The organism is Pseudomonas sp. GW823-FHT05G12 (assembly GCF_058795575.1).
In genome coordinates, this window is record NZ_CM179501.1 from 3,758,866 (window position 1) to 3,780,054 (window position 21,189).

The 21,189-nt window shown below is 60.5% G+C and carries 25 protein-coding genes; 19 read left to right on the forward strand and 6 right to left on the reverse strand.

Going from position 1 to position 21,189, the window contains the following annotated elements:
- Positions 1 to 51: 51 nt before the first annotated feature.
- The 5 genes from AC3RCM_RS17105 to AC3RCM_RS17125 all read right to left on the reverse strand — a co-directional run bounded on the left by AC3RCM_RS17105 (position 52) and on the right by AC3RCM_RS17125 (position 3,835).
- On the reverse strand, positions 52 to 177 hold the full coding sequence (locus AC3RCM_RS17105) for a Rid family hydrolase (RefSeq protein ID WP_104882137.1): 126 nt from the start codon (positions 175 to 177) through the stop codon (positions 52 to 54).
- 43 nt (positions 178 to 220) lie between these two features.
- Complete coding sequence (locus AC3RCM_RS17110) at positions 221 to 1,237, reverse strand: IS30 family transposase (protein ID WP_008435491.1); 1,017 nt, start codon at positions 1,235 to 1,237, stop codon at positions 221 to 223.
- A 34-nt stretch (positions 1,238 to 1,271) separates the two neighbouring features.
- Positions 1,272 to 1,454 (reverse strand): hypothetical protein, encoded by a 183-nt coding sequence (locus AC3RCM_RS17115; protein ID WP_492629034.1) that lies wholly within the window; start codon positions 1,452 to 1,454, stop codon positions 1,272 to 1,274.
- An 80-nt stretch (positions 1,455 to 1,534) separates the two neighbouring features.
- Complete coding sequence (locus tag AC3RCM_RS17120) at positions 1,535 to 2,605, reverse strand: carbon-nitrogen hydrolase family protein (protein ID WP_103469159.1); 1,071 nt, start codon at positions 2,603 to 2,605, stop codon at positions 1,535 to 1,537.
- Between the two features lie 318 nt (positions 2,606 to 2,923).
- Positions 2,924 to 3,835, reverse strand: coding sequence for a LysR family transcriptional regulator (locus AC3RCM_RS17125; RefSeq protein WP_103469160.1), 912 nt, complete (start codon positions 3,833 to 3,835; stop codon positions 2,924 to 2,926).
- Positions 3,836 to 4,102: 267 nt separating this feature from the next.
- On the opposite strand from AC3RCM_RS17125, the gene AC3RCM_RS17130 reads away from it, so the two are divergent.
- From AC3RCM_RS17130 to AC3RCM_RS17180, 11 genes are all read left to right on the forward strand, one after another.
- A complete protein-coding gene (locus AC3RCM_RS17130) occupies positions 4,103 to 5,290 on the forward strand; it encodes a CaiB/BaiF CoA transferase family protein (protein ID WP_103469161.1) in 1,188 nt (395 codons plus the stop codon).
- A 35-nt stretch (positions 5,291 to 5,325) separates the two neighbouring features.
- Positions 5,326 to 6,126 (forward strand): methylmalonyl-CoA decarboxylase, encoded by an 801-nt coding sequence (scpB, locus tag AC3RCM_RS17135; protein WP_103469162.1) that lies wholly within the window; start codon positions 5,326 to 5,328, stop codon positions 6,124 to 6,126.
- 815 nt (positions 6,127 to 6,941) lie between these two features.
- Entirely contained in the window at positions 6,942 to 7,679 is a 738-nt protein-coding gene (locus tag AC3RCM_RS17140) for a hypothetical protein (RefSeq protein ID WP_103469163.1), read from the forward strand.
- A 113-nt stretch (positions 7,680 to 7,792) separates the two neighbouring features.
- Complete coding sequence (locus tag AC3RCM_RS17145; RefSeq protein ID WP_103469164.1) at positions 7,793 to 8,008, forward strand: AlpA family transcriptional regulator; 216 nt, start codon at positions 7,793 to 7,795, stop codon at positions 8,006 to 8,008.
- Positions 8,009 to 8,010: 2 nt separating this feature from the next.
- Positions 8,011 to 8,889 carry a ParA family protein gene (locus AC3RCM_RS17150; RefSeq protein ID WP_103469165.1) on the forward strand — a complete coding sequence of 293 codons (879 nt, stop codon included), beginning with the start codon at positions 8,011 to 8,013 and terminating at the stop codon, positions 8,887 to 8,889.
- Positions 8,890 to 8,903: 14 nt separating this feature from the next.
- The gene (locus AC3RCM_RS17155; protein WP_103469166.1) at positions 8,904 to 10,442 is read left to right on the forward strand and encodes a ParB family protein; all 1,539 of its coding nucleotides are present in this window, start codon (positions 8,904 to 8,906) and stop codon (positions 10,440 to 10,442) included.
- A gap of 16 nt (positions 10,443 to 10,458) precedes the next feature.
- A complete protein-coding gene (locus tag AC3RCM_RS17160) occupies positions 10,459 to 11,010 on the forward strand; it encodes a DUF2857 domain-containing protein (RefSeq protein ID WP_103469167.1) in 552 nt (183 codons plus the stop codon).
- Positions 11,004 to 12,221, forward strand: coding sequence for an STY4528 family pathogenicity island replication protein (locus AC3RCM_RS17165; RefSeq protein ID WP_103469168.1), 1,218 nt, complete (start codon positions 11,004 to 11,006; stop codon positions 12,219 to 12,221). The genes AC3RCM_RS17160 and AC3RCM_RS17165 overlap by 7 nt, the downstream gene beginning before the upstream one ends.
- Positions 12,222 to 12,372: 151 nt before the next feature.
- The gene (locus AC3RCM_RS17170) at positions 12,373 to 13,128 is read left to right on the forward strand and encodes a PFL_4669 family integrating conjugative element protein (RefSeq protein ID WP_103469169.1); all 756 of its coding nucleotides are present in this window, start codon (positions 12,373 to 12,375) and stop codon (positions 13,126 to 13,128) included.
- Complete coding sequence (locus tag AC3RCM_RS17175) at positions 13,125 to 13,619, forward strand: DUF3158 family protein (protein WP_103469170.1); 495 nt, start codon at positions 13,125 to 13,127, stop codon at positions 13,617 to 13,619. Before AC3RCM_RS17170 ends, AC3RCM_RS17175 begins: the two co-directional genes overlap by 4 nt.
- A 5-nt stretch (positions 13,620 to 13,624) precedes the next feature.
- On the forward strand, positions 13,625 to 14,053 hold the full coding sequence (locus tag AC3RCM_RS17180) for a single-stranded DNA-binding protein (protein WP_103469171.1): 429 nt from the start codon (positions 13,625 to 13,627) through the stop codon (positions 14,051 to 14,053).
- Between the two features lie 93 nt (positions 14,054 to 14,146).
- On the opposite strand, the gene AC3RCM_RS17185 is transcribed toward AC3RCM_RS17180, so the two are convergent.
- On the reverse strand, positions 14,147 to 14,374 hold the full coding sequence (locus AC3RCM_RS17185) for a hypothetical protein (protein WP_103469172.1): 228 nt from the start codon (positions 14,372 to 14,374) through the stop codon (positions 14,147 to 14,149).
- A 141-nt stretch (positions 14,375 to 14,515) separates the two neighbouring features.
- On the opposite strand from AC3RCM_RS17185, the gene AC3RCM_RS17190 reads away from it, so the two are divergent.
- The 8 genes from AC3RCM_RS17190 to AC3RCM_RS17225 all read left to right on the forward strand — a co-directional run bounded on the left by AC3RCM_RS17190 (position 14,516) and on the right by AC3RCM_RS17225 (position 21,183).
- Positions 14,516 to 14,860 carry a helix-turn-helix domain-containing protein gene (locus tag AC3RCM_RS17190; protein ID WP_102689183.1) on the forward strand — a complete coding sequence of 115 codons (345 nt, stop codon included), beginning with the start codon at positions 14,516 to 14,518 and terminating at the stop codon, positions 14,858 to 14,860.
- Between the two features lie 97 nt (positions 14,861 to 14,957).
- The gene (locus AC3RCM_RS17195; RefSeq protein WP_103469173.1) at positions 14,958 to 16,925 is read left to right on the forward strand and encodes a DNA topoisomerase III; all 1,968 of its coding nucleotides are present in this window, start codon (positions 14,958 to 14,960) and stop codon (positions 16,923 to 16,925) included.
- A gap of 742 nt (positions 16,926 to 17,667) precedes the next feature.
- Positions 17,668 to 18,207 (forward strand): STY4534 family ICE replication protein, encoded by a 540-nt coding sequence (locus AC3RCM_RS17200; RefSeq protein ID WP_103469174.1) that lies wholly within the window; start codon positions 17,668 to 17,670, stop codon positions 18,205 to 18,207.
- Between the two features lie 67 nt (positions 18,208 to 18,274).
- On the forward strand, positions 18,275 to 18,532 hold the full coding sequence (locus tag AC3RCM_RS17205) for a hypothetical protein (RefSeq protein WP_103469477.1): 258 nt from the start codon (positions 18,275 to 18,277) through the stop codon (positions 18,530 to 18,532).
- 66 nt (positions 18,533 to 18,598) lie between these two features.
- The gene (locus tag AC3RCM_RS17210) at positions 18,599 to 19,093 is read left to right on the forward strand and encodes a JAB domain-containing protein (RefSeq protein ID WP_103469175.1); all 495 of its coding nucleotides are present in this window, start codon (positions 18,599 to 18,601) and stop codon (positions 19,091 to 19,093) included.
- A gap of 65 nt (positions 19,094 to 19,158) precedes the next feature.
- A complete protein-coding gene (locus AC3RCM_RS17215) occupies positions 19,159 to 19,875 on the forward strand; it encodes a DUF5983 family protein (protein ID WP_103469176.1) in 717 nt (238 codons plus the stop codon).
- A gap of 130 nt (positions 19,876 to 20,005) precedes the next feature.
- Positions 20,006 to 20,515 (forward strand): PFGI-1 class ICE element type IV pilus protein PilL2, encoded by a 510-nt coding sequence (pilL2, locus tag AC3RCM_RS17220; protein ID WP_177410016.1) that lies wholly within the window; start codon positions 20,006 to 20,008, stop codon positions 20,513 to 20,515.
- The gene (locus AC3RCM_RS17225) at positions 20,512 to 21,183 is read left to right on the forward strand and encodes a hypothetical protein (protein WP_103469177.1); all 672 of its coding nucleotides are present in this window, start codon (positions 20,512 to 20,514) and stop codon (positions 21,181 to 21,183) included. Before pilL2 ends, AC3RCM_RS17225 begins: the two co-directional genes overlap by 4 nt.
- Positions 21,184 to 21,189 lie beyond the last annotated feature (6 nt).

A 21,189-nucleotide genomic window follows, 5' to 3' on the forward strand; every position in this document is an offset into this window, starting at 1 on the left:
GCTCTCTCAACGGCAGTGCGAAGCGCTGCAGTTAGAATGGGGTGGAATTCATTATTGGCACTTAGCTGCAGTTACAACGACTTCAACGAGAATATTGTCACCCAAATCAGACACGCCGATGGTAGCTCGAGCCGGTAGGGTTTCCGCATTGAGCCAAGACGTCCAAACCTCGTTCATTTCGGCTTTATTATGGCGGTTGCAGGAGCTGAGTGCAACACAGTTACTGGATTGAGGCGGGAGCCTCGTGATGCTTGGCCATCAGCTCGGTCATGACCTCGATGGGGCACTTGAAACCGAAGCGCTTACGCGGTCGGATGTTCAACTCGTAGGCAATCGCATCCAACTGCTCTTGGCTGCACACCGACAGATCCGTGCCCTTGGGCAGGTACTGGCGGATCAGTCCGTTGATGTTCTCATTGCTGCCGCGCTGCCAGGGGCTGTGCGGGTCGCAGAAGTAAATTGCCACCCCGGTCTTCTGGGTGATTTCCGCGTGACGCGCCATCTCCCGCCCTTGGTCGTAGGTCATGCTCTTGCGGGCCGCCAGCGGCATATGGTTCAGCGCCGAACTGAAGCCTTCCACGGCCGAGGTCGCCGTCGCGTCTTGCATCTTCACCAGCATCAGGTAGCCGCTGGTGCGTTCGACTAGCGTACCCACGGCCGATGCGTTGGCTTTGCCCTTGATCAAGTCGCCCTCCCAATGTCCCGGCATCACGCGATCCTCGATCTCCGGCGGACGCACATGGATGCTGACCATGTCCGGGATCTGGCCACGGCGATCTACGCCGCCAGAACGCGGACGGCGGGAGGTTTTGCCTTGCCGCAGGCAGATGATCAGCTCCTTGCGCAGTTCGCCGACCGGCAGGGCATAGATCGCGTTGTAGATCGTCTCGCGGCAGACGTAGGCGTCTTCGAAGCTTGGGGATTTCATGGTTCGCAGCTTGCCGGCAATCTGCTCGGGAGAAAAGCGCTGTCGCAGCAGGTGGGCGACCAGCTCGAACAATTCGTTGCCGGGCACCAGCTTTTGCCGGGGCCGGCAGGGCAATCGACGATCGCGCATGGCTTGTTGGGCATGCTGGGTGGTGTACTCACCCCGGGCATCACGATTGCGACGGATCTCGCGACTGATCGTTGAGGGGCTGCGGTTGAGCATTCGGGCAATGGCGCGCTGGCTCATGCCACGCAGCAGACTGACCTGGATATCGGAGCGTTCTTCAACGCTGAGTTCGTGATAAGACATGGCAACACCCTACCGGAAAGGTCAGGTGTTGCACTCAGTTTTTGCCGCCGCCCGGAAAAACTTCGTACGTCAGTGTTCTTGGAAATGCAACGCAGAGAATTACAAACACCGAATAAAAGGCACTTACGATCAGCGCCATAATCAAATGCATACCACCCTTTTTTTTAGGGCCTACCTGGGTATTCAAGCCATACGGATAGTACAAAGAATCAGACATGACTCCTCCTCTTCCTCGGCCACGCAACGTGGCCAGGAAAATATCATTATGAATAGATGAGAGGAAGCTATTTCGCTGAGTTACAGCGATTCCATCTCACTCGACTCGACGAACGATTGAATAGACTTCAGGCGGGAATCAAACTGCTCTTGCCCTGCTGACGGAGTCGACTGGCCTTCAACAAAGTGGATCGGCTCAAGTGCTACCCGATTCACTTCCAAACGGAAGATATCGAAGCGGTTGTAGTACCCCGCCACGTCGTGCAGTCGCCGCAGCTCAGCGACAGGCGAGTAATTGATCTCAGCGATGCAGAGACCTTCCGTATCACACAAGGTGTCGCCGATGACGTTGCCATCCGGCCCCAGGATCATCGATACGGATTTCGGGGACTTGTCCAAGAGCTCGAGCACCTCATCCCCCATACCCTCAAGCTCTTTGCGCATGGTCGTGTCGTAGTAGCCTGACGCTACGATGTTGAAAACTTTGCCTTCGAATGAGTGAGCAGCTGCCCGGATGCGAATCGCCTGCTCCAGGTCATAACCACCGGCCTCAGACAAAGGCCGCATGACGGCGAGCGGAGGATAGGTAGAGATATGCAGTTGCTCGTTCTGAGCGATCATGGAGTAGCGTGCCAGAGGATTACTGTTCTCTCCGCAGATCAGCATGCCGATTCGACCCACATCCGTATCGGCAACTCGTAGCCCCGCTCCATCGCCATTGGCCCACACGAGTTTTTCGAAGAACGTAGGTACCAGCTTCCGCCGATGTCCGATGATCTCCCCGTCATTGTTGATCAGGACATTGGCGTTCCACATGCAGGTGCTGCTGGCCGAGGCCAGTTCATTGAAGCCCATGGAAACGATGATGCCGTGCTTGCGAGCGGCACGACGCAGCTGCTGGATCTCCGGGCCATCCAGCCTGATCGCCCCTTGGGTAAGTGCTTCAAAGTAGCGATGCGTGTGGATTGGCGCCCCGACGTTAGCCCACACAGGAAAACCAGGGATAAACGTTTCAGGGAAAGCGATCAACTGCACGCCTTTTCGCGCAGCCTCCTCAATGATGGAGCAGGCTTTATCTACGGTCTTTTGAGTATCGTGGTAGATAGGAGCGACATGAGCAGCGGCCACTTTATAGTTTTCATTCGCTTTCATTTTGAGTCGAGCCTCGAACAGCCAGGTTGCTTAGATTGGATTTATTTTCACCTTGCGGTCTCCAATCTAAGCCCAGGTCTATAGGGGCGCTACTAGCATTTAATGATGAAGCGATCACTTTTTACGATGGAATCAGCTAAACGCTCAATGCTGCCTTGAAGGGGGCTTTTCCTTCCTTAATTCACTTAGCGCCATGGCGCCCCAAGCCAGGGCGCAGAAGGCTCAAATGCACTTTAAGCATGCAAAAAAAATTACTCAACCCCAAAGCTTTTCGATGATCATTCATCAGAATTTCGTATGGCTATTGGGCCATTTGGATCACACCGACCACCCACCCGTTTCCTTGAAGCCGGCGAAAAGCGACACAATGGTTTGCCGCACTTTGTCGACCGCGTTGCTCTGAACGCCTGCTTCATGCCAGCAAAGGGACAGCTCACGCACGAAGAGCCGATGGTCAATTTCCCTTAGCGTGATCCGACCAGGTTCCAGGTTATCCTGCGCTGCCGCCCATGGCAGAACAGTAACCCCCAGTTCATTTTTCACCGCCAGCAGCAGCATGTCTGTTGAGTTGACCTCAAACTCCACCTGGCATGCTTGACCAGCCTCCTGAAGAGCGAATTCGACTCTGCTCCGTATGCCATTGGGCGCGCACGGGAGCACCAGAGGTAGCCTGGACAGCGCTTCAATGGAGATGGGTGTGTCAGGAAGTTGAAGCTCTGGCCACGACATCAAGTACAAACGCTCAGTGAGCAGATGTTGTGTGGCGATGCCCCGGGTTTCCACGGCATCGACCATGACTGCCATGGCCACCCTCCCCGTGGTGATGAGACCTTCGATGTCAGCACTGGGAGCGTCGAAGAGCTCAAGCTTGATCCCGGGAAACTTGCTTCGAATCATGCGCGCCAGTGGCATAGCGAGCATGCGTGCGGTGCTGGAGGGCATACCAACACTAACCCTACCTTGCGGGTACTCCGCATCCTGCAAGAGTAACTCTCGAGTGGCGTCAGCCTGCCGTAGCAACTCGATAGCATGCCTGTAGAGCGTCCGTCCTGCTGCAGTCGGCTCGACACCATGAACACTCCTTTCCAGGAGCTTCATGCTCATCTCTTCCTCGAGGTTTCTGATCTGTTGGCTGATCGCGGGCTGAGCAATATGCAGACCTTCGCTAGCTCGGGTGATGTTTCCACACTCGACTACACGGACAAAATAGCGAAGCTGCCGAAGATCCATACTCACCCCCTGCCATACATTTTTATGATCTTTCTAGAGGAATATCATATTTGAAGCCTATGGCAAACGGCTCATAGACTGAGATCACGACCTCCGCACAGGTCTGCCACAAGCAGCGCCCCAAGTTGCCTCATGAGGGTCACCACCCTACTAGGCCGCTACCCAGGCCACCCGCTCGAAGCTGCTTAGCCCTTACTCGTTCCGCTCACATTTGAAGCCTGTGCAGGGTCAACCACCTAATCCCACAAGAATAATGAGGGTAATAACATGCAAGCTTTAAAAGGGATCAAGGTTGTAGATCTCACCCGTGCCTTGTCTGGGCCCTTCAGTGCCATGGCTCTCGCCGATCTCGGGGCTGATGTGGTCAAAGTTGAGCAAGGCCCGAAGGGTGACATGAGCCGTGATTGGGGCCCATTCGATCGCGGTGTCAGCACCTATTACCTCTCCTGCAACCGTAACAAGCGCGGGATCTGCCTGGACTTCCGCACCCCAGAAGGCATGGCCGCCATTCACAAGCTCGTCGACTGCGCCGATGTCCTCCTGGAAAACTTCAAACCCGGCACCGCCGAAGCCATGGGCCTCGATTACGCCACGCTGAGTGCCCGCAATCCACGCCTTGTCATGGGCAGCATCAATGCATTCGGCACTGACGGCCCGATGAGCCATTGGCCTGGTTTTGATCAGATTGCTCAAGGTTACTCAGGCTTGATGAGCCTCACCGGCTATCCGGATGGTGACCCGACTCGGACTGGGACAGCGATCGGCGATCTCTCGTCCGGTATGTGGCTCACCATGGCAGTCTTGGCGGCATTGGTAGAGCGCGAACATACCGGTCGTGGGCAACATGTCAGCACCTCACTCTTGTCGAGCCTGGTTGGCCTACTCAGCGTCCACGGCCAGCGGTACCTGAGCGTTGGTGACATACCACGCCGCACCGGCAATGCCCACTCTGTCATCGCCCCGTATGGCGTCTTCCAAACTCAGGATGGCCCGTTGAACCTGGCTCCTATCACGACTGCGATGTGGGAGCGCCTGTGCGACCTGCTGGACTTGCAAGAACTGCCAAAAGATTCTCGGTTCTTGTCCAACGATGACCGGGTCGCCAATCGCGACGAACTCAAACAGATCCTGGAGTCGCGCCTGAAAACCCGGGGTAAGCGAGAATGGACTGAAGTCTTTATCAATGCCGGTCTGCCGGCAGGCCCAATCAACACGCTGGACGAAGTGTTCGAAGACCCACAGGTGCAGCACTGCAAGCTGACCCGCACGCTCGAACACCCCTCTCTCGGGCCGGTACGCCAGGTGATCACGCCCGTATTTGGCAACAAAGAACCCGAGGTGCACCGTGCTCCACCACTGCTGGGTGAGCACACGATCGAAGTGCTGCGTGAGGCCGGTATTGACCCATCAACCATCGACTCCCTATTGACCTCGAAAGCGGCCTTCCAAGGCTGACCCGCCCTACAACAAATCCAGAGAGTAGTCAGATCATGGCAACGACCGACACCCCAACTGAATTCGTGAAAGTAGAAATGGTGGATGAGCGCATTGCTCGACTCACCTTTAGCAACGCCGCCAGACGTAACGCGCTCAGCGCAAAACTGCTCAGCCTCTTCGAGGAGAGCCTGGCAGCGCTCGCGGCAGAGCGTGTCCCCGTGGTGATCATCGGCAGCGAACCAGGACAAAGTGTTTGGAGTGCTGGCCATGACATCCAGGAGCTCAGCCACGACCGCGACCCGATCGCATACGACAAGCCCCTCGAAAGAGTGCTCCGGAACATCCGCACCTACCCGGGCGTGGTCATTGCGATGGTCGGTGGTTCCGCATGGGGAGGTGCGGTGGATCTCGCGATGACTTGTGACATGGTTATCGCCGATCAGAACGCCAGTTTCTCCATGACACCGGCGAACATCGGCCTCCCCTACAGCACCAGCGGTTTGCTGCGCTTCTTCAACAATCTGCCGATCCACCTGCTCAAAGAAATGTTCTTCACCGCCTCAAAGCTGGACGCCATTCGGGCGGCCCAATTTGGGGTGGTGAACAAGTTGGTCGACGTAGAACACCTGGAGTCGACTGCCGTTGAGTTTGCCCAAGTTGTGGCGACCAAAGCACCTCTGGCGGTGCAATCAGTGAAAGAGCAACTGCGCATGCTTGAGGACATGCAGCCGGTACCGGTTCATGTGATGGAGCGCATTGCCGAGCTGCGCAAGCAAGCCTGCGAAGGCAGAGACTTCACTGAAGGGCTCACCGCGTTCGCAGAGCGCCGGCCTCCTCAGTTCATCGGCCAGTGATTCGATCGAGGGCCTTGCTTGTGAAATACATGAGCGTTTCACCGCAAGGCCCCACCCGCCTCGTATCGCTTCACAAGTGCCACTTTATCCGCCTGCTGCTAAGGGGGAGATTGTTGTGAATGGTACCGCCTTCACGCTCGATGGCGATGGCCAACCGCGACTCGGTAACTATATCCATAGCATCAACGGAGAAACAGGTTCAATCGAATCTTATCAGTGATCTGCTTCACCAAAGACACCGACTCGTGGTCACCGCCTAGGACAAAAACGATAAAAAACGAACCGACCTAAAAGGGGGCAGTACCTGCCCCCCTGTGCCAGTCCTCAGCGATCAACGCCACCGAGGCACCTGTACTTGAACTCAAGATACTCTTCGATGGCGTAGCGAGGTCCTCCGCGGCCAAGGCCCGTTTGCTTGACATCGCCGAACGGCGCCATCTCGTTGGCGATTGCCGACTCCGAGCATGCCGTAATTCAAGTACTGTCTGACGCGCAGTACGTGGCCGATGTCGCGGATAATGCAATATGCAACACGTTTTTTCAGCAGACACGGTGCACACCTGATAGCGCCTTTGAAGACTTAACAACTGTCCTCGCTCAACACTGGCGCACTCATGCTTTGGCAGGCGGAACGTTCGCGTCCAGAACGTCAAAACCTGTCGCAATGAAAAAATGCGTGCAGAACAAATTGAAAGTGGCGATGTCACTTTCATTGGATCCGAAACCGACTTCGGAATCTGGCTCGCTCGACAGAGGCGCAGCACAGCAGCCCCGGCCAGCGATTCTAGGACGAACGCAGCAGGAGGCTGTGTGCCATGATCTCGATAAGAAGCTCGTACCATCCGATCGACGCCGCGATTCTGTGGTGTGGCCTTTCAGAGTATGAAGAAGAGATCCTGCAGGTAGAGTTTTCCCACCCTAGCAGCCTACGAAAGCATTTTTTACAGTGGCCAGGTCTGCTCGAACACCTCGAGTGCATCTACGACGCCATTCTCAGCGGCGAATTGCCCGCAACCTACCTGGGGCAGCCGATTACGTCGGATAGTCACATTCACCGGGTGTACTACTCCGTTCGGCGCGCCGATCTCCTGCTCTGGTTCCTACGCAGCCTGCCAGATCAGAAACCCCCCTTTCTGTTTTCCCAAGATGTTGATCACTCAGGATGCGTAAGCCTGACTGCGCATCTGGCGAAACAAGCCGAGCTCGACTTTGCCCTGAGTACGCTTCAGCAGTTGCAGCAAACCTATGCTGTCACCGCTGATGAAGTGGCGGCGCTCACCACGCTCAACGACAAGCTAAAAGTGCGACTCGAATCACTTGGCATCCCGTCCGAGACGTCTGAAGCCATGCAGAACAGGCTGATCGGCGCGATGCTCATGACCACGCTCGGGAAAAACCAAAACGGCAAGGTTCAGTCAATCTACCCCAGCCAGGCAGAGTTGGTCCAAGCCATTCTGCTGCGATTCCCAGGAGTGGATGGCCTTAGCAAAAGTACCATTGATCGGCGATTTGCCGACGCGCGCCGTCTTATAGCCCAGGTAAAACGGGGCTGACGCCGCATTGTCAGGCGATGCCGGGCATTGCCTGACAATGTTTTTTACCCTCTTCCGACCTTCACTGACTGTCACTTCCCACCACGCGCCACCCGGCGCTACGGAGTGACATCATGCAACCGACCAACCTTGCCCCTCTGCCAGCCGACCGCCACATCATGCGCCGCGATGAAGTGGAGCAGAAAACCGGCTTCAAACGCTCGCACATCTACAACCTGATGAAGGCCGGCCAGTTCCCGCAATGCCGGCGCATCGGTATGCGCGCCGTCGGTTGGGACTCAATGGAGATCGAACAATGGGTCCAGGACCGACTGTCCACGGGAGACTGACCATGGACGTCCTCTCGCTGATCTCGACCAAGGGCGGCGCGGGTAAAACTACCGTCGCCGCCAACCTGGGCGGTGTGCTCGCCGATGCTGGCCTTCGCATTCTGTTGCTGGATCTGGACAGCCAACCGACGCTGTCCAGCTATTACGCTTTGTGCGATGCCAAGGACGCCGGAAGCTACGAGCTGATCGCTCAGCAACTCACAGCGCCGGAGCAGATAGTCTCGACGACCGTTATTCAGCACCTAGACCTGATCGTCTCCAACGACCGCGCCGGACACATCAGCACCTTGCTGCTGCACGCGGCCGATGGCCGTCTGCGCCTGCGCAACCTCCTGCCCGCCTTCGAGGATCATTACGATGTGCTGATCATCGACACCCAAGGCGCACGCAGCGTAGTGGTGGAGATGGTCATCCTCGCCTCCGCTTGCGCTCTGTGCCCGGTCCTTCCAGAAATGCTTGCCGCGCGCGAACTGCGTCGCGGAACGCTGGGCCTATTCGAAGAGCTGGAGCCCTACCGCTACTTGGGCGTTGCCTTGCCGTCGGTGAAGCTGTTGCTCAACCAGGTCAACGCCAATCGCCGTGATACGCGCTTGATCATGCAAAGCCTGCAAGCCTCTTTTCAGGACGATACCCATGTCAGCGTCTGCCGTTCGCTGCTCCCCGACCGCGTGGCTTATCCCAATGCCGCCTCGCTCGGCCTGCCTGTGCACCGCGTAGAGCCAGTTCCACCGCCCGGCAGCCGCAGCCCTTGTGCCGCCGAGATCATGCGCGGCTTGGCCATTGAGTTGTTCCCGCAATGGGCCGAGCAGCTCGGTGCTCTTGCCGCGCCTGCATCTGGTCGCCCGGCCACTGCCGAGCACCAGTTGATCCGTCGCGGCTGACCGGAGAATAAGTGATGAAGCCGCCGACCTCCGAAGACATCACACGCCAACTGCAGCAGGCGCACTTTCCGCACAAGCACGGACGCGACCTAGCGGCGGCCCCAGTTGGCGATACACCGATGGTGGTCAGTCTCGAGCAACTGCGGCCCTACGAGCTGAACCCGCGTGTGGTGCGCAACCCACTGTATGACGATATCAAGGCTTCAATTCGCGAGCGCGGCCTGGATCAGCCGCCCGCCATCACCCGCCGCCCCGATGAGTCGCATTTCGTCATCCGCAACGGCGGCAACACTCGTCTGAGCATTCTCGGTGAACTTTGGCAGGAAACGCGCCAAGAGCGCTTCTTCCGTATCCATTGCCTGTTCCGCCCTTGGCATTCGGAAGCGCATACGTTGCTTGGGCACCTGGCCGAGAGTGACCTGCACGGCCAGTTGACGTTTATCGAGCGGGCTCTCGCGGTAGCGAAGCTCCAGGACATGTTTCAGCTCGGCGATACCCACCTCACCCAGCGTGAGCTCGCGACGCGCTTGAGTGAGGGTGGCTATCCCATCTCGCAGTCACACATCAGTCGCATGTTCGACGCGCTCGAGCACCTGCTCCCCGTCATCCCGCAGAAACTGTATGCGGGCCTGGGCAAACCTGCCATCGGGCGCCTCATCAGCTTGCGACGGCGGACAGAGTCGATCTGGAACCAGTACTTCGGCAGCCCCGAGCAGTTCCCGCTGCTGTGGTTTGAAGCGCTGTCAGCATTCGACGGTGAAAAGCCCGAGCTCGATTTGAGTGAGCTGCAGGACGAATTGATTGCCAGGATGGCAGTGAGCCTGGAGCAGACACCTCGTCTGCTGGCACTAGAACTACATCAGGGGCAACGTCCCTCACTGCCTCCAGCGGACAGCACTCAGGTCCCTCCAAAAAATCAAGCTGGCGAGCCTCCGGTCCCCTCGTTGACACCAGAACGTCCATCGGATACGTCGACCGCGGTGTCCAATCCCGAGCCCAAACAAGCTGGTGGAACGCTCCTGCCACGGCAAGCTCCACGCTTACCCGAAATACGCCAGGCGCTGGGTGACGAACCGTTGCAAGACAAGCCCTTGGAAGAGCTCGAGGATACTCCGAGCCCGGTTGACACGGCACCCTCACGCCCCGAGCCACTGGACGATATCAGCGACTTGCGCGCGAGATGCGCCGCCCTCGCTGCCGACCTTGCCGCTTACGCAGACGCCGGCGACATGGTCAGCCCCCTCTTGGACGGCCTGGGCTTCACCCTTTCACCGGGTCATGGCGAGCGACTCAGCTCGCGGCACACCGGTATCCAGCTGCTGCTCTCGGCCCTGCTGCGCCTGCAGGACGACGTGGCCTGGAAGGAACGTCAGCAGTTGCCGGCAGCACTGTTTGGTCAGCTGCTGATCGGCGTCTACGACCTGCCCTTCACCGACCGCCCAGCCCTGACGGTGGGCCTTGAACGACTTCCTGATGCTCAGCTGGAGCAGCTGTTCACGCTGATCCGCCACGCCCGACAGTTGATCGAACTGACGCTGTCGTCCACTCGATAACGTGAGGAGCCACCTCATGAGCAAGACTTTCAATCTATTGAACCATGCCATGTTGAACCAGGTGCTGCATGAGCTGCGCCATGGCCGCCTACAGCGCTGCAAGGCCCTAGGTCTGGCCGATGAAGACATTGAGGTGCTGCAGTCGCTGCCGCCAACTACCTTGTCCCACCTGGCGCACTCGTCAATCGCCTGGGTCGAAGTGAAGGTCGACATCACCGTGTTGCGACGCCTGATCGTCCAGGCCGAACGCGACGAACAGAACGAGCGGTTGATCAACCGGGCGCTCAAGTTGGGCGCGAGCTCAAACATCATGTACCGCTGCTTCGGACTGGACCATTCGGAGACCGCGTTGCGCCGCCGTGTGCTGAAGATCGAGACGCACCGCGGTCGGCCAGTCCAGCTCAGTGAAGTGCAGGAGCATGCCGTGTGGAATCGCTGGAGCCAGTTGCGCACGGAGGATCCGGACAACGATCCGCTGGACACCATGATGATGCTGGCCGAGGAACAACACATCAGCCTGACCCTGGTCTGGCAACAGATCGAACTGTACGGAGGCACACCATGCTGAGCTTTTACGAGGTCGACTGGCAGGACGTGGTGCGTCAATGCTACGACGCCCTTCGGCGCCGAAATGAGTGGTACGCGGCGAACGGCAAACTGGCTGTCCCCACCGAGGAGCCCGCGGTGCGGACGATCTACTACGGCGACAACAACCCGCTGCCGCAGACCTTGCTGCTGGACCGCCGGCTGACGCCACTGGAACGTAATACCTGGCAGGTCCTGCGCTGGCTGATCACCGAACGTAAGGTCAAGACGCCACGCTATCAGGACCTGCAGCCCTACCTGGCCACCAGTCCTTGCGGCGCTCAGGCCTCACGCGAAACCATCGCCCGCGCACTCAACGTTTTGCGCACCACTCGCTGGCTCAGTCTGGTGGAACGCTCACGCGATGCCAACGGCTGCCTGCGCGGTTGCGTCTATGTGCTGCACGGCGATCCGTTGACCGCAGCCGAACAGTTGGAGCTGGACAGCGGCTACGCGGCGTTGCTACGACAGAACCTCTCCCATGCCACCAAAGGCGTCCGAGACGTGGCGCAGCATGTGATCGCCGAGATCCAGGCCGACCCCCAGCTGTCCCAGCTCGACAAGGACAGGCTCGGCTCGCTGCCGCCGGTCCACCAGCAAACACTGCCGCTGATGAGCGATGAATCAGATGCAAAGGATTCCGAACCTGGCGCACTCGACCTCGTTCGGAATTCTCCGGCTGGCGCAACAGATCCCGAACCCTGCGGCAATGCACCGGATTTGCCTGTGGTTCGGAATACCGACGCTGGCCGTACAGTACAGAAAGACCAAAGCAAAAAAAGTACGGTACTGGGGCAGGTGGAGTTTGGTCGTGCGCGATGGCCCGAAGATTTACCGCTGAACCCGAACGAGCGGCGCATGGCCTCCCAGGCGATGCGTCAGCTCGAGCCGGAACAGCAACAAGCGGTGATCAATGAAGCGGCGGTGCGCTGCGCCCGCGGTGAGATCCGAAAACCCGTCGCCTACCTGATGGGCTTGATCAAGCGCGCCTGCCAGGGCGAGTTCACCCTGTGGGCCGCGCGTACCGAGGAAGAGAAATCCTCGACCCCTCCCTCACGCACAACCAAGCCTGCGTCGGAGCAACCGCCCCGCGAGCGATCCAAGCGCCGCGGTCAGCGCACCGCGTCGCCACTTGCCCTCTCCTGCCTGGAGGAACTGAAACAACGCTGCCGAGGGATCACTGCGGCTACATAGGGCTGGAACTCGGTGGATCTAATGTCGATGCCATCGGTTCCAGGGGGATCCACTCTCGGGAAAATGCGAGCAATCCACCTTCAGGTAGATCCGCATCGCCAGCCAAGGATCGGTCCATCGTCGGCGTCATTCCGACGGCGAGGTACTGGCGATGGTCGATCACTACCAACTCAACCTGGGTTCCCTGCGCAGCAGCATCACCCTCACCCTGCACACCCACCATGCGGCACGCCTGTGGCAGGGGCGCAGCGGCCGCGACGGGGTACACCCGATTCTGGGCATGCCCGGTTACATCAGCGTCACCAACCTGCTCAAGCACGCCAGCAGCCAGGGCGATCCATACGCCGACTGGTTCATGCTGCAGCTGGAGGAAAAGCTGCTGCAGGCCAGGTTGGACATGGCCACGCTGACGCAGCAAATGAGCCGCGTGGAACGGGCCCTGCCCACGCAAGTCGACGTCGGTGACAACCTCAACATCCACCCAGTCACCCTGCCGCTGTTCATCGGCAGCCAGCTGGGCTTTCTCGCGATCTACCTGCTCACCGACTACGACACCCTGGTCCGGCGGGTACTGCTCGCCCACCACACAGCGCTGATCGGCCGGGGCGACATGGAGTCCTGGATCGATGGCGGCGCACATCTGCTGCGCAGCCTGTTCGGCCTGGCGCAGCGCTACCGCCTGGCCGGGGTGAGCCGCGACGACATGGCCGCCAACAACGCCCGCGCCCGCGAAGCCATCGACAAGTTCGGCACCCTGCCGCAGGACATTCTTGAAGGGACACGCCGCTCACAATTCGCCCCACCGATCGCCCGTAACAACGCGCATTCCGAAATCGAAGGCCCGAATCCGCCGGAAGCCGAGGAGCAGCCTACAGCGGACACCGCGAACGACGGGGGTGAGGCATGACCCTGGCCGAAGCCATTGCCCGGCGTTTGTCAGCCGATGCCTATCGCGAGTTTGCACAAGGTGCCTCCCTAAAAGGCCTTTTAAAGCCTTTTAAGGGTAAGGGGGAGCTGCAGCAGTTCGCCGAGACGATCCTGCGCCTGCGCACCCAAGTCGCCGAGTTGATGGCGGTAATGTTGGCGATCATGGCCCAACCACCCTTCTCGTTTCTGGATCTGCGTTTGGTCGTCCAGCACAGCGCGACGGGCACTGAATTCTTGCGCTGGCGCAGCCCGGATTTTCTGCGCATGGGCGTGCAGGTGTGGCAGGAGACGCTGGTTCAGCCGCGGCTACACCCTGAACTGCGGCAGGCGCTGTATCAGCTAGAGACCAACCGCGTGGTGCTGAACCTGCAGATGAGCAGCCTGCAGTCGCTGTATCGCCAGGCCATCACTGGCGCCAGCAAGCTCGAGGCCGCCGAGCTCGCCCTAACCCGTTCCCCCACCGAGGAGTAACCCGCATGAGTACTTTGTTTGTTGGTGAAGGCAACATCGGCAGCGTGCCGGAGTATCAGGAGTTCAACACCAATCCGGATGAGCCGCGGCGCCTGCTGCGGCTGAATGTCTACTTCGACAACCCGGTACCGCGCGAAGGCGGCTACGAGGATCGCGGCGGCTACTGGGCGCCCGTCGAGCTCTGGAACCGCGACGCCGAGCACTGGGCCACGCTGTACCAGAAAGGCATGCGCGTTTTGGTTGAAGGGCGCACGGTCAAGGAGGAATGGGAGGACAGCGAGGACAACGCCCGCGTGACGTTCAAGGTGGAGGCCCGGCGCATCGGTATTCTGCCGCACCGCCTGGCCTCGGTCACCATGCGCGAGAAAGCCAACGATAACGCCAGCACTTCACGCAAGGGGGGTGGCAAGAAAGCGCCACGCAAGTCCGGATAAGTGCGTGGCACTCAGTGGAATTGGCGCCCGCAGCGCGACATCGCTGGAGCCATACAGTCAGCTCAGCGGGCAACACCGGCTGCTGCCGATGTTTCATTCTCGCCTGGCACTCCTATGCCGCTCATGTTCCAGCATTTGCTTCACTTCCGCCAAATACTGGTCCAGGGCAAGGAACGCCCGCCAGTGCAGCGGACTCTCCTGAAGCCAAGCAATCAGCCGGGCGCGAGCCTGCTCCTTGTCCGGTTCCAGATGGGTGGCCATAAACAGCTCATAGGCCTTGATCGCTAGCGCATCTGCCTCACTCTGGTGGGATCCGTGCAAGTTTGTTGCCTCCGTGGTGACGGTCGGGTCATCCAGCTTTTTTCGGTGATACGCCCCACAGGGTTGTTAGTCAACCTTTTGAGCCGTTCATATCTTTGGGGTGCTGTTCGACCATATGGGTCGAATTGGAGAGCGCCCCCATTGCCCGTGAAAGAGCCTAGCCCACATCACATTGGTCGCCAGTTGGCGAAGTATCGTCGTGCCCGGCACTTGACCCAGACACAGGTCGGCGAGCATCTGCAGATTTCTGGCGAAGCGGTGTCGCGCCTGGAGCGTGGCTTCGTTGAGCTCTCAGTTTCCAAGCTGCTGCAGTTGGCCGACTTATACGGCTGCCCCGCCGATGAGCTGCTGCTCGCGATCAGCCCTCGGCCGCAGGACCTGGGCGTGCAGATCAACTCGATCATCAAGGAGCTCGATGATGCGGATAAGCAATTCGCCTTGGAGTCTCTGAAAGCGCTGGCGAGCCACCTTGCGCAACGCAAGTAATGCCCCTCCGCCGATATGAGCTCGGCACCTTCGGATTTACCCTAGCGCTCCGCGATTACACCCTCACCCTGTCGGTACCCACCGAGAGGGCCCGCGTATGCGCCTGTTCATCTGCGAGAAACCATCCCAAGCCCGCGACATCGCCCGAGTGCTGCAGGCCTGCCGCCGCGGTGATGGTTGCCTGAAGGGTCAAAACCTCACCGTCACCTGGTGCGTCGGTCATCTGCTGGAAACCGCGCCGCCTGAAGCCTACGGCGACTACAAGCGCTGGTCGCTGGATGACCTGCCGATTATTCCCAGCCGCTGGCAACTGGTGCCCAAGCCCAAGGTTGCTGGCCAGCTCAAAGTCATCATCCAGCTGCTGCGCACCTGCAGCGAAGTAGTGATCGCGACCGATGCCGACCGCGAAGGCGAGATGATCGCCCGGGAGATTCTCGAACGCTGCCAGTACCAGGGGCCGATTCTGCGCCTATGGCTATCCGCGCTGGATGAGTCGTCGATCCGCCGAGCCCTGAGCGCATTGCGTCCGGGAGAGCAGACCTTGCCGCTGTACCACTGTGCCCTCGCCCGCTCCCGTGCGGACTGGCTGGTCGGCATCAACCTGAGTCGGCTGTTCACCCTGCTCGGCCGCCGCGCCGGTTTCGATGGTCTGCTGCCGGTGGGACGCGTGCAGACGCCCACCCTGCGCCTGGTGGTCGAGCGCGACCGGGCGATCGCGAGCTTTGTGCCGCAACCGTTCTGGACCGTCGATGCACACCTGGAGCAGGACGGCATCCGTTTTCAAGCGCGCTGGCAGCCCACCGCCGCCGTCAGCGATGCGGTTGGACGCTGCATCGACGAAAACGCTGCGCAGCAGGCGCTCAGGCGCCTCACTCAAGCCGACAGCGCGCAGATCGACAGTGTCGAAGTCGAGCGCGTGCGCGAAGGCCCGCCGCTGCCGTTTGACCTGGGCACACTGCAGGAAATCTGCTCGGCCAAGCTCGGACTCGGTGCACAGGAGACCTTGGCCACTGCCCAGGCCCTGTATGAAACACACAAGGCGACGACCTATCCGCGTAGCGACTGCGGCTACTTGCCGGAGAGCATGCTCGATGAGGTGCCGCGCGTGCTCCACGCCTTGGCCGCCGCCGCGCCTTCGCTGGGGGCAGTCCTCAAGGAGGTCGACCCTTGTCGCCGCTCCCGCGCCTGGAACAGCAGCAAGGTCACCGCGCACCATGGCATCATTCCCACCGCCGTCACCCTCAACCTAACGCAGCTCTCCGAGCGCGAGCTGGCGGTGTACACGCTAATTCGCGCCCGCTATCTCGCGCAGTTCATGCCCGAGCACGAGTACCTGAAAACCCAGGCGCAGTTACACAGCCAGGCAGACCAACTGGTGGCGCGCGGCAAGCAGATCCTGGCTCGCGGCTGGAAGGCGATGATCAACGAGGCCGACGGCAACGAGCCGGCCGAACCGGTGCAGCGGTTGCCGACGTTGCGTGAATCCACGACGGTGGCGCTGGTCGACGCCACGCTCAACGCACAGCGCACGCTGCCACCCAAGGCCTACACCGAAGGCACCCTGATCAAAGCCATGAAAACTATCGCCAGCCAGGTGGCCGAGCCGCGCCTCAAGCAGAAGCTCAAGGAGAGCTGCGGGCTCGGTACCGAGGCCACCCGCGCGGCCATCATCCAGGGCCTGATCGATCACGGTTACCTGACCAAGAAGAAACGCAGCCTGGCTGCCTCCGCCGCGGCGCATACCTTGATCGAAGCGGTGCCGCCAGAAGTAGCCGACCCGGTCATGACCGCGCTGTGGGAGCAGGCGCTGGACCGCATCGAATCGGGCCAGCTGAGCGTCGAGACCTTTCTCGCCAAGCAGGCAGAATGGCTGACTCGACTGGTGCGCAGTAACGCCACGCTCACCCTGCGCCCGCCCCCCAGCAAGGGGCCGTTCTGCCCGGTTTGCCGCAGCGCCATGCGCCAGCGCAAAGGTCGCACCGGCAGCTTCTGGTCGTGCATCCGCTACCCCGAGTGCAAGGGCACTAAAGCTTTGGCCAAGACCAAGCGGGCGAAAAACACATGACTTGACGGCACACCACAGCGCTGGTGTAGTGATCTGGCCCCTCGCCGCTTGGCGACCTAGACCGATTCGCTCCGGGCAGCTCGGTCAGACTCCTAGAGTTCGGAGCCACACTTCAGCACATCTGCGGATGACTTCTCAGCGTTCCAAGTCCCCCAGGTGGATGACCCGTGCGGCTTGTACCAAGCCTTAGGGGTCATCCGCTTCGGCGACGATGCTCAGCTCCGGTGCCCGCCGGCGAAACACTGGGCACCTTTTGTGCGCGGATGCGTGCCAGTTGATTCCGACCCAGGCCACGACAAGGGTCGGTTGATCCAGGTGGATCGGCAGTGGAGTTCTGCGACGGACTTCGGTGCCACATCGCCGGGTCAAGGGTGGTCCAACTCCTCCTAGCCTGATGACCGTCGGGCTATTTTTTCGTCGCCGAGAATCCACCGAAAGCCACCCGACTCCGCCCGCCCAGACCGCCTGAAAACCACGGTTGACGGGCCTTTTGCAGCGTCTTATAGATGACCTGTACCTCGCTGTCGTTGACAGCACCCAGGTAGCCAGGACCTTCAAGGCTACGCCCGCTTCGGGTGGTTCTCCCCAAAAGTGCGACTCGCGCTCGGCAGCTCGCACGGTCACCGCCCCATCGGTGATGAGCGCCTTCTCAACCGACCATGTGTTTGCACCTCCCCTTGCGGAACTCACCAGCCGCCAGGGCCGGTGGATGTCCGCGTTTCTGCTGAACAGGAGCTTCATCATGACTACTGCAAGCAATAACGCCCCCACCACCTACTTCAACCTGCACACCCAAGGCATCGGTTACCTGAACCGTGTCCGCGAAGTCCCGGTTCGCCGCGGCCAAGCGTTCATGGCCTGTGACATCGCTGCCCTGCACGGTGCCTCGGACGACGTCGAGTACACACGCTTCGACTGCAAGGTCGCCAGCGGTGAAGCCGACCGGCTGATCCGTGAACACCTGGAAGACGTCCAAGCCGAACGCAAGGTCCTTATCGCGTTTCGCATCGGTGACCTCTGGGTCGATCCGTTCATGTACGAGAAAGGCGAACGCAAGGGGCAACCCGGCGCCAGCCTCAAAGGCCGACTGATCTTCATCGAGTGGATCAAGGTCGACGGTCAGTTCAGCTACCGTGCGCCGGCTCGGACCGACGCTGCCGCCGCCCCTGAGGCTGCTGAAGCAGCAGAATCGGAAACAGCGAGCAGCGAGGGTGACGCTGACCAAGGCCAGCCAACCCCACCCGTTGCACGTAAATCCACTGCCGCACGTCAGTCTGCCTAAGGCAGGTTGGCCGCCCGCAGCAGGCGCTCTTATGAGCGCCTGTTGTACCTTCATGTCGGAGGTCGCCATGGAAAGCTTCTGGCTCTGTGAAGACTGCCTGCAGGCGGTCGCCTACGACGACTTCAGTGCGCTGTCGCTGTACTACAGCGAGGCTGAAGTCGAACACCGCATCGCTCACTTGCGCTTACAACTGCAGGCCCTGCTGCCCCTGAGCGCCGATTTCGATCCGCATACCGGCGCCGGTATCGAGGCCTTTTCCACGCAACCGTGCGAAGTCTGCCAAAGCCCCCTGCACGGCACTCGGAATCGCTTCACGCGCCTTTGATCACACACCTAAACCAGCCTGGGGCAAGCCCCAAGGGGGCGCTCCATCAGCCACGAGGAATTGCCCATGAACACCACCTTGAACCTCGTCGAGCCGCTCGATCCCGTACTGGCTCAACGCGCCCGTGAGGATGCGCTGATCACCGAGGCCCTGCAGCTGCTGGACCAACGTCACTTCCAGCGCGGCGAGGTGCTGATAACTCCCGCCGATGCCGCAGCCTACTTGAAACTGCAACTCGCCCCTTACCACCACGAAGTGTTTGCCCTGCTCTGCCTCGACTCGCGCCACCGTGTGCTGAGCTTCGACATCCTCTTCACCGGCAGCATAGACGGTGCCTCCGTGTATCCCCGCCAGGTGGTGATCAAGGCACTCGAACACAATGCCGCCGCCGTGATCTTCAGCCACAACCACCCCTCCGGCTGCTCGGAACCGAGCGGCGCCGATCGGGTGCTCACCACCCGCCTGACTGAGGCTTTGGCCCTGGTTGAGGTATGCGTCCTGGACCACATCATCGTCGGCGAAGGCACTCCGCTTTCGTTGGCCGAATACGGCTGGATCTGACAGCCCACCTTGCCCTTGAGGTCACCGCCCGTTCGGGGTGACCTCGGCGCTTTCGGAGAACCACCATGCACCCTTCCCTGCCCAATCCGTTTCTTCGCGGCTTCCAAGACCTGCGCTACGAGCGTGTCCTGCAGATCAGCTATGCCAACGATTGCCCACCGTGCTACCGCGCACTGCACCCGGCTCAGAACGAGCTGCCCAATGAAGCCATCAACCTGCAGCCGTGCCTGTTCGATGACGACGTCGCGGTGATCACCGACGGTGTGTGCGTACCCGAGTTTCTGCGCATGCGCTGCCCGGCCGATGGCCTGGTGAACACAGTGCTCTACCAGATCATGGGCAATCAGCTCGGACGCTCGATGCATATCGGCGACCTCGGCAACGTGGAAGCCGCGCGTAACCTGATAGAGCAACTGTCCTTTGCCACCGGGCACTACAGCCGCAGTTGGGAAATCAGCAGCGCCCACCTGCCCGCAGACGACTTCGAGTACCTGCAGGTGCGCGCTTGGTGCAATTCACCGGCGGGCTTCTTCGAGTGCTTCGAACTCAACGCCAGCCATGCCGTCGGCTGCAAACTCTATTCGACGCCTTGGGCAACAGAAGCTGAAGCCCGGGGCAGCCCCTGCAGCGCCGACGAGGTCAGTGGGCGGATGCTCGCTGACCGTGTTCCCCCAGTGTTACTCAAGCTGCTCCTACTAGCAGGCCAGGCGGACATCCGCCTGCTGATCTTTGACCCTGACGCGGCACCGCTCTCGGAGCTACCGCTATTCACCGAAGAATGACCAAGGCGCCCTCCCGGGCGCCTTTTTTGTGGTGGCTGACAGAAAAACTAGCTCGACAGATTCGGTTTTCCAGTGGGGACTCGCCTCGCGCCTTCGCCATGGTATCGGCAACATTTGTCGAGACTCGGTCATGCACACATCCCTACTTCCCACCCTCGGTCTGATGATCGCCCTGGCTGGCTGCAGCACCCCACCTCCGGCTCCTGCACCCGCAGCACCACCCGCTTTGCCGGCGACATCGCCCAAGCCGAAAACCCAGCTTCCGGCCTGGGTCCGCCAGGACCGTTACACCCTGGTCACCACGCGTCCCACGGTGGAGCAGCGCCAGCCGCTGTATCAATTGGTCAACGTGCAGATCTCGCCAGCCCTGCATGCCACCGTCGGTGAAGCCCTACGTCACGTGCTGCACCGCTCGGGCTACGCGCTGTGTGCCGACAGCCCAGCGGTGGATCGCTTGTTCCGTCGCCCTCTGCCCGCGGTACAGCATCAGCTCGGACCGATCTCGCTGCTGGACGCCCTGACCATCATCGGCGGCCCGGCCTGGCGACTCGAGATCGATCCGGTCGAGCGGAGCGTGTGCTACGCCCTGCGCGTGCCGTCGCCTGCACCTCCATTCTCCACACTGGAGATTGCGCCATGAAGGTCCTCCATTTTCAGGCGCTGGTGGTCGGTGCCCTGTGCCTGGGCGCCGCGGTGCTCGCCGCCGAAACGTACAACCATCACCAACAGTTGGCCGAGCTTCAAGCTGCGGCCCGCAATGCCCCGGCGGATCCAACGCCAGCCCTGCGCCGCGATATCGATGCTTTGGCCGACAAGCTCACGACGCTACAGCCGCAGGTCGTGGCGCTGGGCGAGGCGCAAAGTCGACACACCACGGCGCAGGTCGCCCTCGGCCAGCAGCAGGATGAGCTGGCCGCCTCGCTCAAGACGCTCCAGGCGGCACCGCCAGGTTCAAGCAGCACCGATATGACAGCGCTGGAACAACGGCTGGCCGCGGCAGAGGCGACGTTAGAGAGACTGTCGGCCCGCCCTTCTGTGTCTGCGGCCGCCAGCACGCAGCCACAGGCCTCCATCGGTGAAAAAGCCAAGGCCAAGGCGCTGACACCGCCCTTCACCTTGCTGGGTATCGAGACCCGAGGTGACGTCAGGTTCGTGGCTGCCCTGCCGGTCGGCGCCCATTCGCTGACAACCGTGCACCTGCTGCAACCGGGAGACAGCTTTAACAGCTGGCAGTTGCGTGCGATCCGTGCGGACCAGGTGGTATTCCACATTCCTGGGCATGGCGACCGCACGCTGCCACTGCCGTGAAGAGGT

What these genes read in the sequence shown, in the direction of transcription:
- AC3RCM_RS17110 (WP_008435491.1), bottom strand. Translation starts at nt 1,237, where the DNA reads ATGTCTTATCACGAACTCAGCGTTGAAGAACGCTCCGATATCCAGGTC.
- AC3RCM_RS17205 (WP_103469477.1), top strand. Translation starts at nt 18,275, where the DNA reads ATGGAAAGCTTCTGGCTCTGTGAAGACTGCCTGCAGGCGGTCGCCTAC.
- AC3RCM_RS17195 (WP_103469173.1), top strand. Translation starts at nt 14,958, where the DNA reads ATGCGCCTGTTCATCTGCGAGAAACCATCCCAAGCCCGCGACATCGCC.
- AC3RCM_RS17165 (WP_103469168.1), top strand. Translation starts at nt 11,004, where the DNA reads ATGCTGAGCTTTTACGAGGTCGACTGGCAGGACGTGGTGCGTCAATGC.
- AC3RCM_RS17215 (WP_103469176.1), top strand. Translation starts at nt 19,159, where the DNA reads ATGCACCCTTCCCTGCCCAATCCGTTTCTTCGCGGCTTCCAAGACCTG.
- AC3RCM_RS17225 (WP_103469177.1), top strand. Translation starts at nt 20,512, where the DNA reads ATGAAGGTCCTCCATTTTCAGGCGCTGGTGGTCGGTGCCCTGTGCCTG.
- AC3RCM_RS17170 (WP_103469169.1), top strand. Translation starts at nt 12,373, where the DNA reads ATGGTCGATCACTACCAACTCAACCTGGGTTCCCTGCGCAGCAGCATC.
- pilL2 (WP_177410016.1), top strand. Translation starts at nt 20,006, where the DNA reads ATGCACACATCCCTACTTCCCACCCTCGGTCTGATGATCGCCCTGGCT.
- AC3RCM_RS17150 (WP_103469165.1), top strand. Translation starts at nt 8,011, where the DNA reads ATGGACGTCCTCTCGCTGATCTCGACCAAGGGCGGCGCGGGTAAAACT.
- AC3RCM_RS17130 (WP_103469161.1), top strand. Translation starts at nt 4,103, where the DNA reads ATGCAAGCTTTAAAAGGGATCAAGGTTGTAGATCTCACCCGTGCCTTG.
- AC3RCM_RS17140 (WP_103469163.1), top strand. Translation starts at nt 6,942, where the DNA reads ATGATCTCGATAAGAAGCTCGTACCATCCGATCGACGCCGCGATTCTG.
- AC3RCM_RS17145 (WP_103469164.1), top strand. Translation starts at nt 7,793, where the DNA reads ATGCAACCGACCAACCTTGCCCCTCTGCCAGCCGACCGCCACATCATG.
- AC3RCM_RS17115 (WP_492629034.1), bottom strand. Translation starts at nt 1,454, where the DNA reads ATGTCTGATTCTTTGTACTATCCGTATGGCTTGAATACCCAGGTAGGC.
- scpB (WP_103469162.1), top strand. Translation starts at nt 5,326, where the DNA reads ATGGCAACGACCGACACCCCAACTGAATTCGTGAAAGTAGAAATGGTG.
- AC3RCM_RS17120 (WP_103469159.1), bottom strand. Translation starts at nt 2,605, where the DNA reads ATGAAAGCGAATGAAAACTATAAAGTGGCCGCTGCTCATGTCGCTCCT.
- AC3RCM_RS17175 (WP_103469170.1), top strand. Translation starts at nt 13,125, where the DNA reads ATGACCCTGGCCGAAGCCATTGCCCGGCGTTTGTCAGCCGATGCCTAT.
- AC3RCM_RS17210 (WP_103469175.1), top strand. Translation starts at nt 18,599, where the DNA reads ATGAACACCACCTTGAACCTCGTCGAGCCGCTCGATCCCGTACTGGCT.
- AC3RCM_RS17180 (WP_103469171.1), top strand. Translation starts at nt 13,625, where the DNA reads ATGAGTACTTTGTTTGTTGGTGAAGGCAACATCGGCAGCGTGCCGGAG.
- AC3RCM_RS17200 (WP_103469174.1), top strand. Translation starts at nt 17,668, where the DNA reads ATGACTACTGCAAGCAATAACGCCCCCACCACCTACTTCAACCTGCAC.
- AC3RCM_RS17125 (WP_103469160.1), bottom strand. Translation starts at nt 3,835, where the DNA reads ATGGATCTTCGGCAGCTTCGCTATTTTGTCCGTGTAGTCGAGTGTGGA.
- AC3RCM_RS17155 (WP_103469166.1), top strand. Translation starts at nt 8,904, where the DNA reads ATGAAGCCGCCGACCTCCGAAGACATCACACGCCAACTGCAGCAGGCG.
- AC3RCM_RS17160 (WP_103469167.1), top strand. Translation starts at nt 10,459, where the DNA reads ATGAGCAAGACTTTCAATCTATTGAACCATGCCATGTTGAACCAGGTG.
- AC3RCM_RS17105 (WP_104882137.1), bottom strand. Translation starts at nt 177, where the DNA reads ATGAACGAGGTTTGGACGTCTTGGCTCAATGCGGAAACCCTACCGGCT.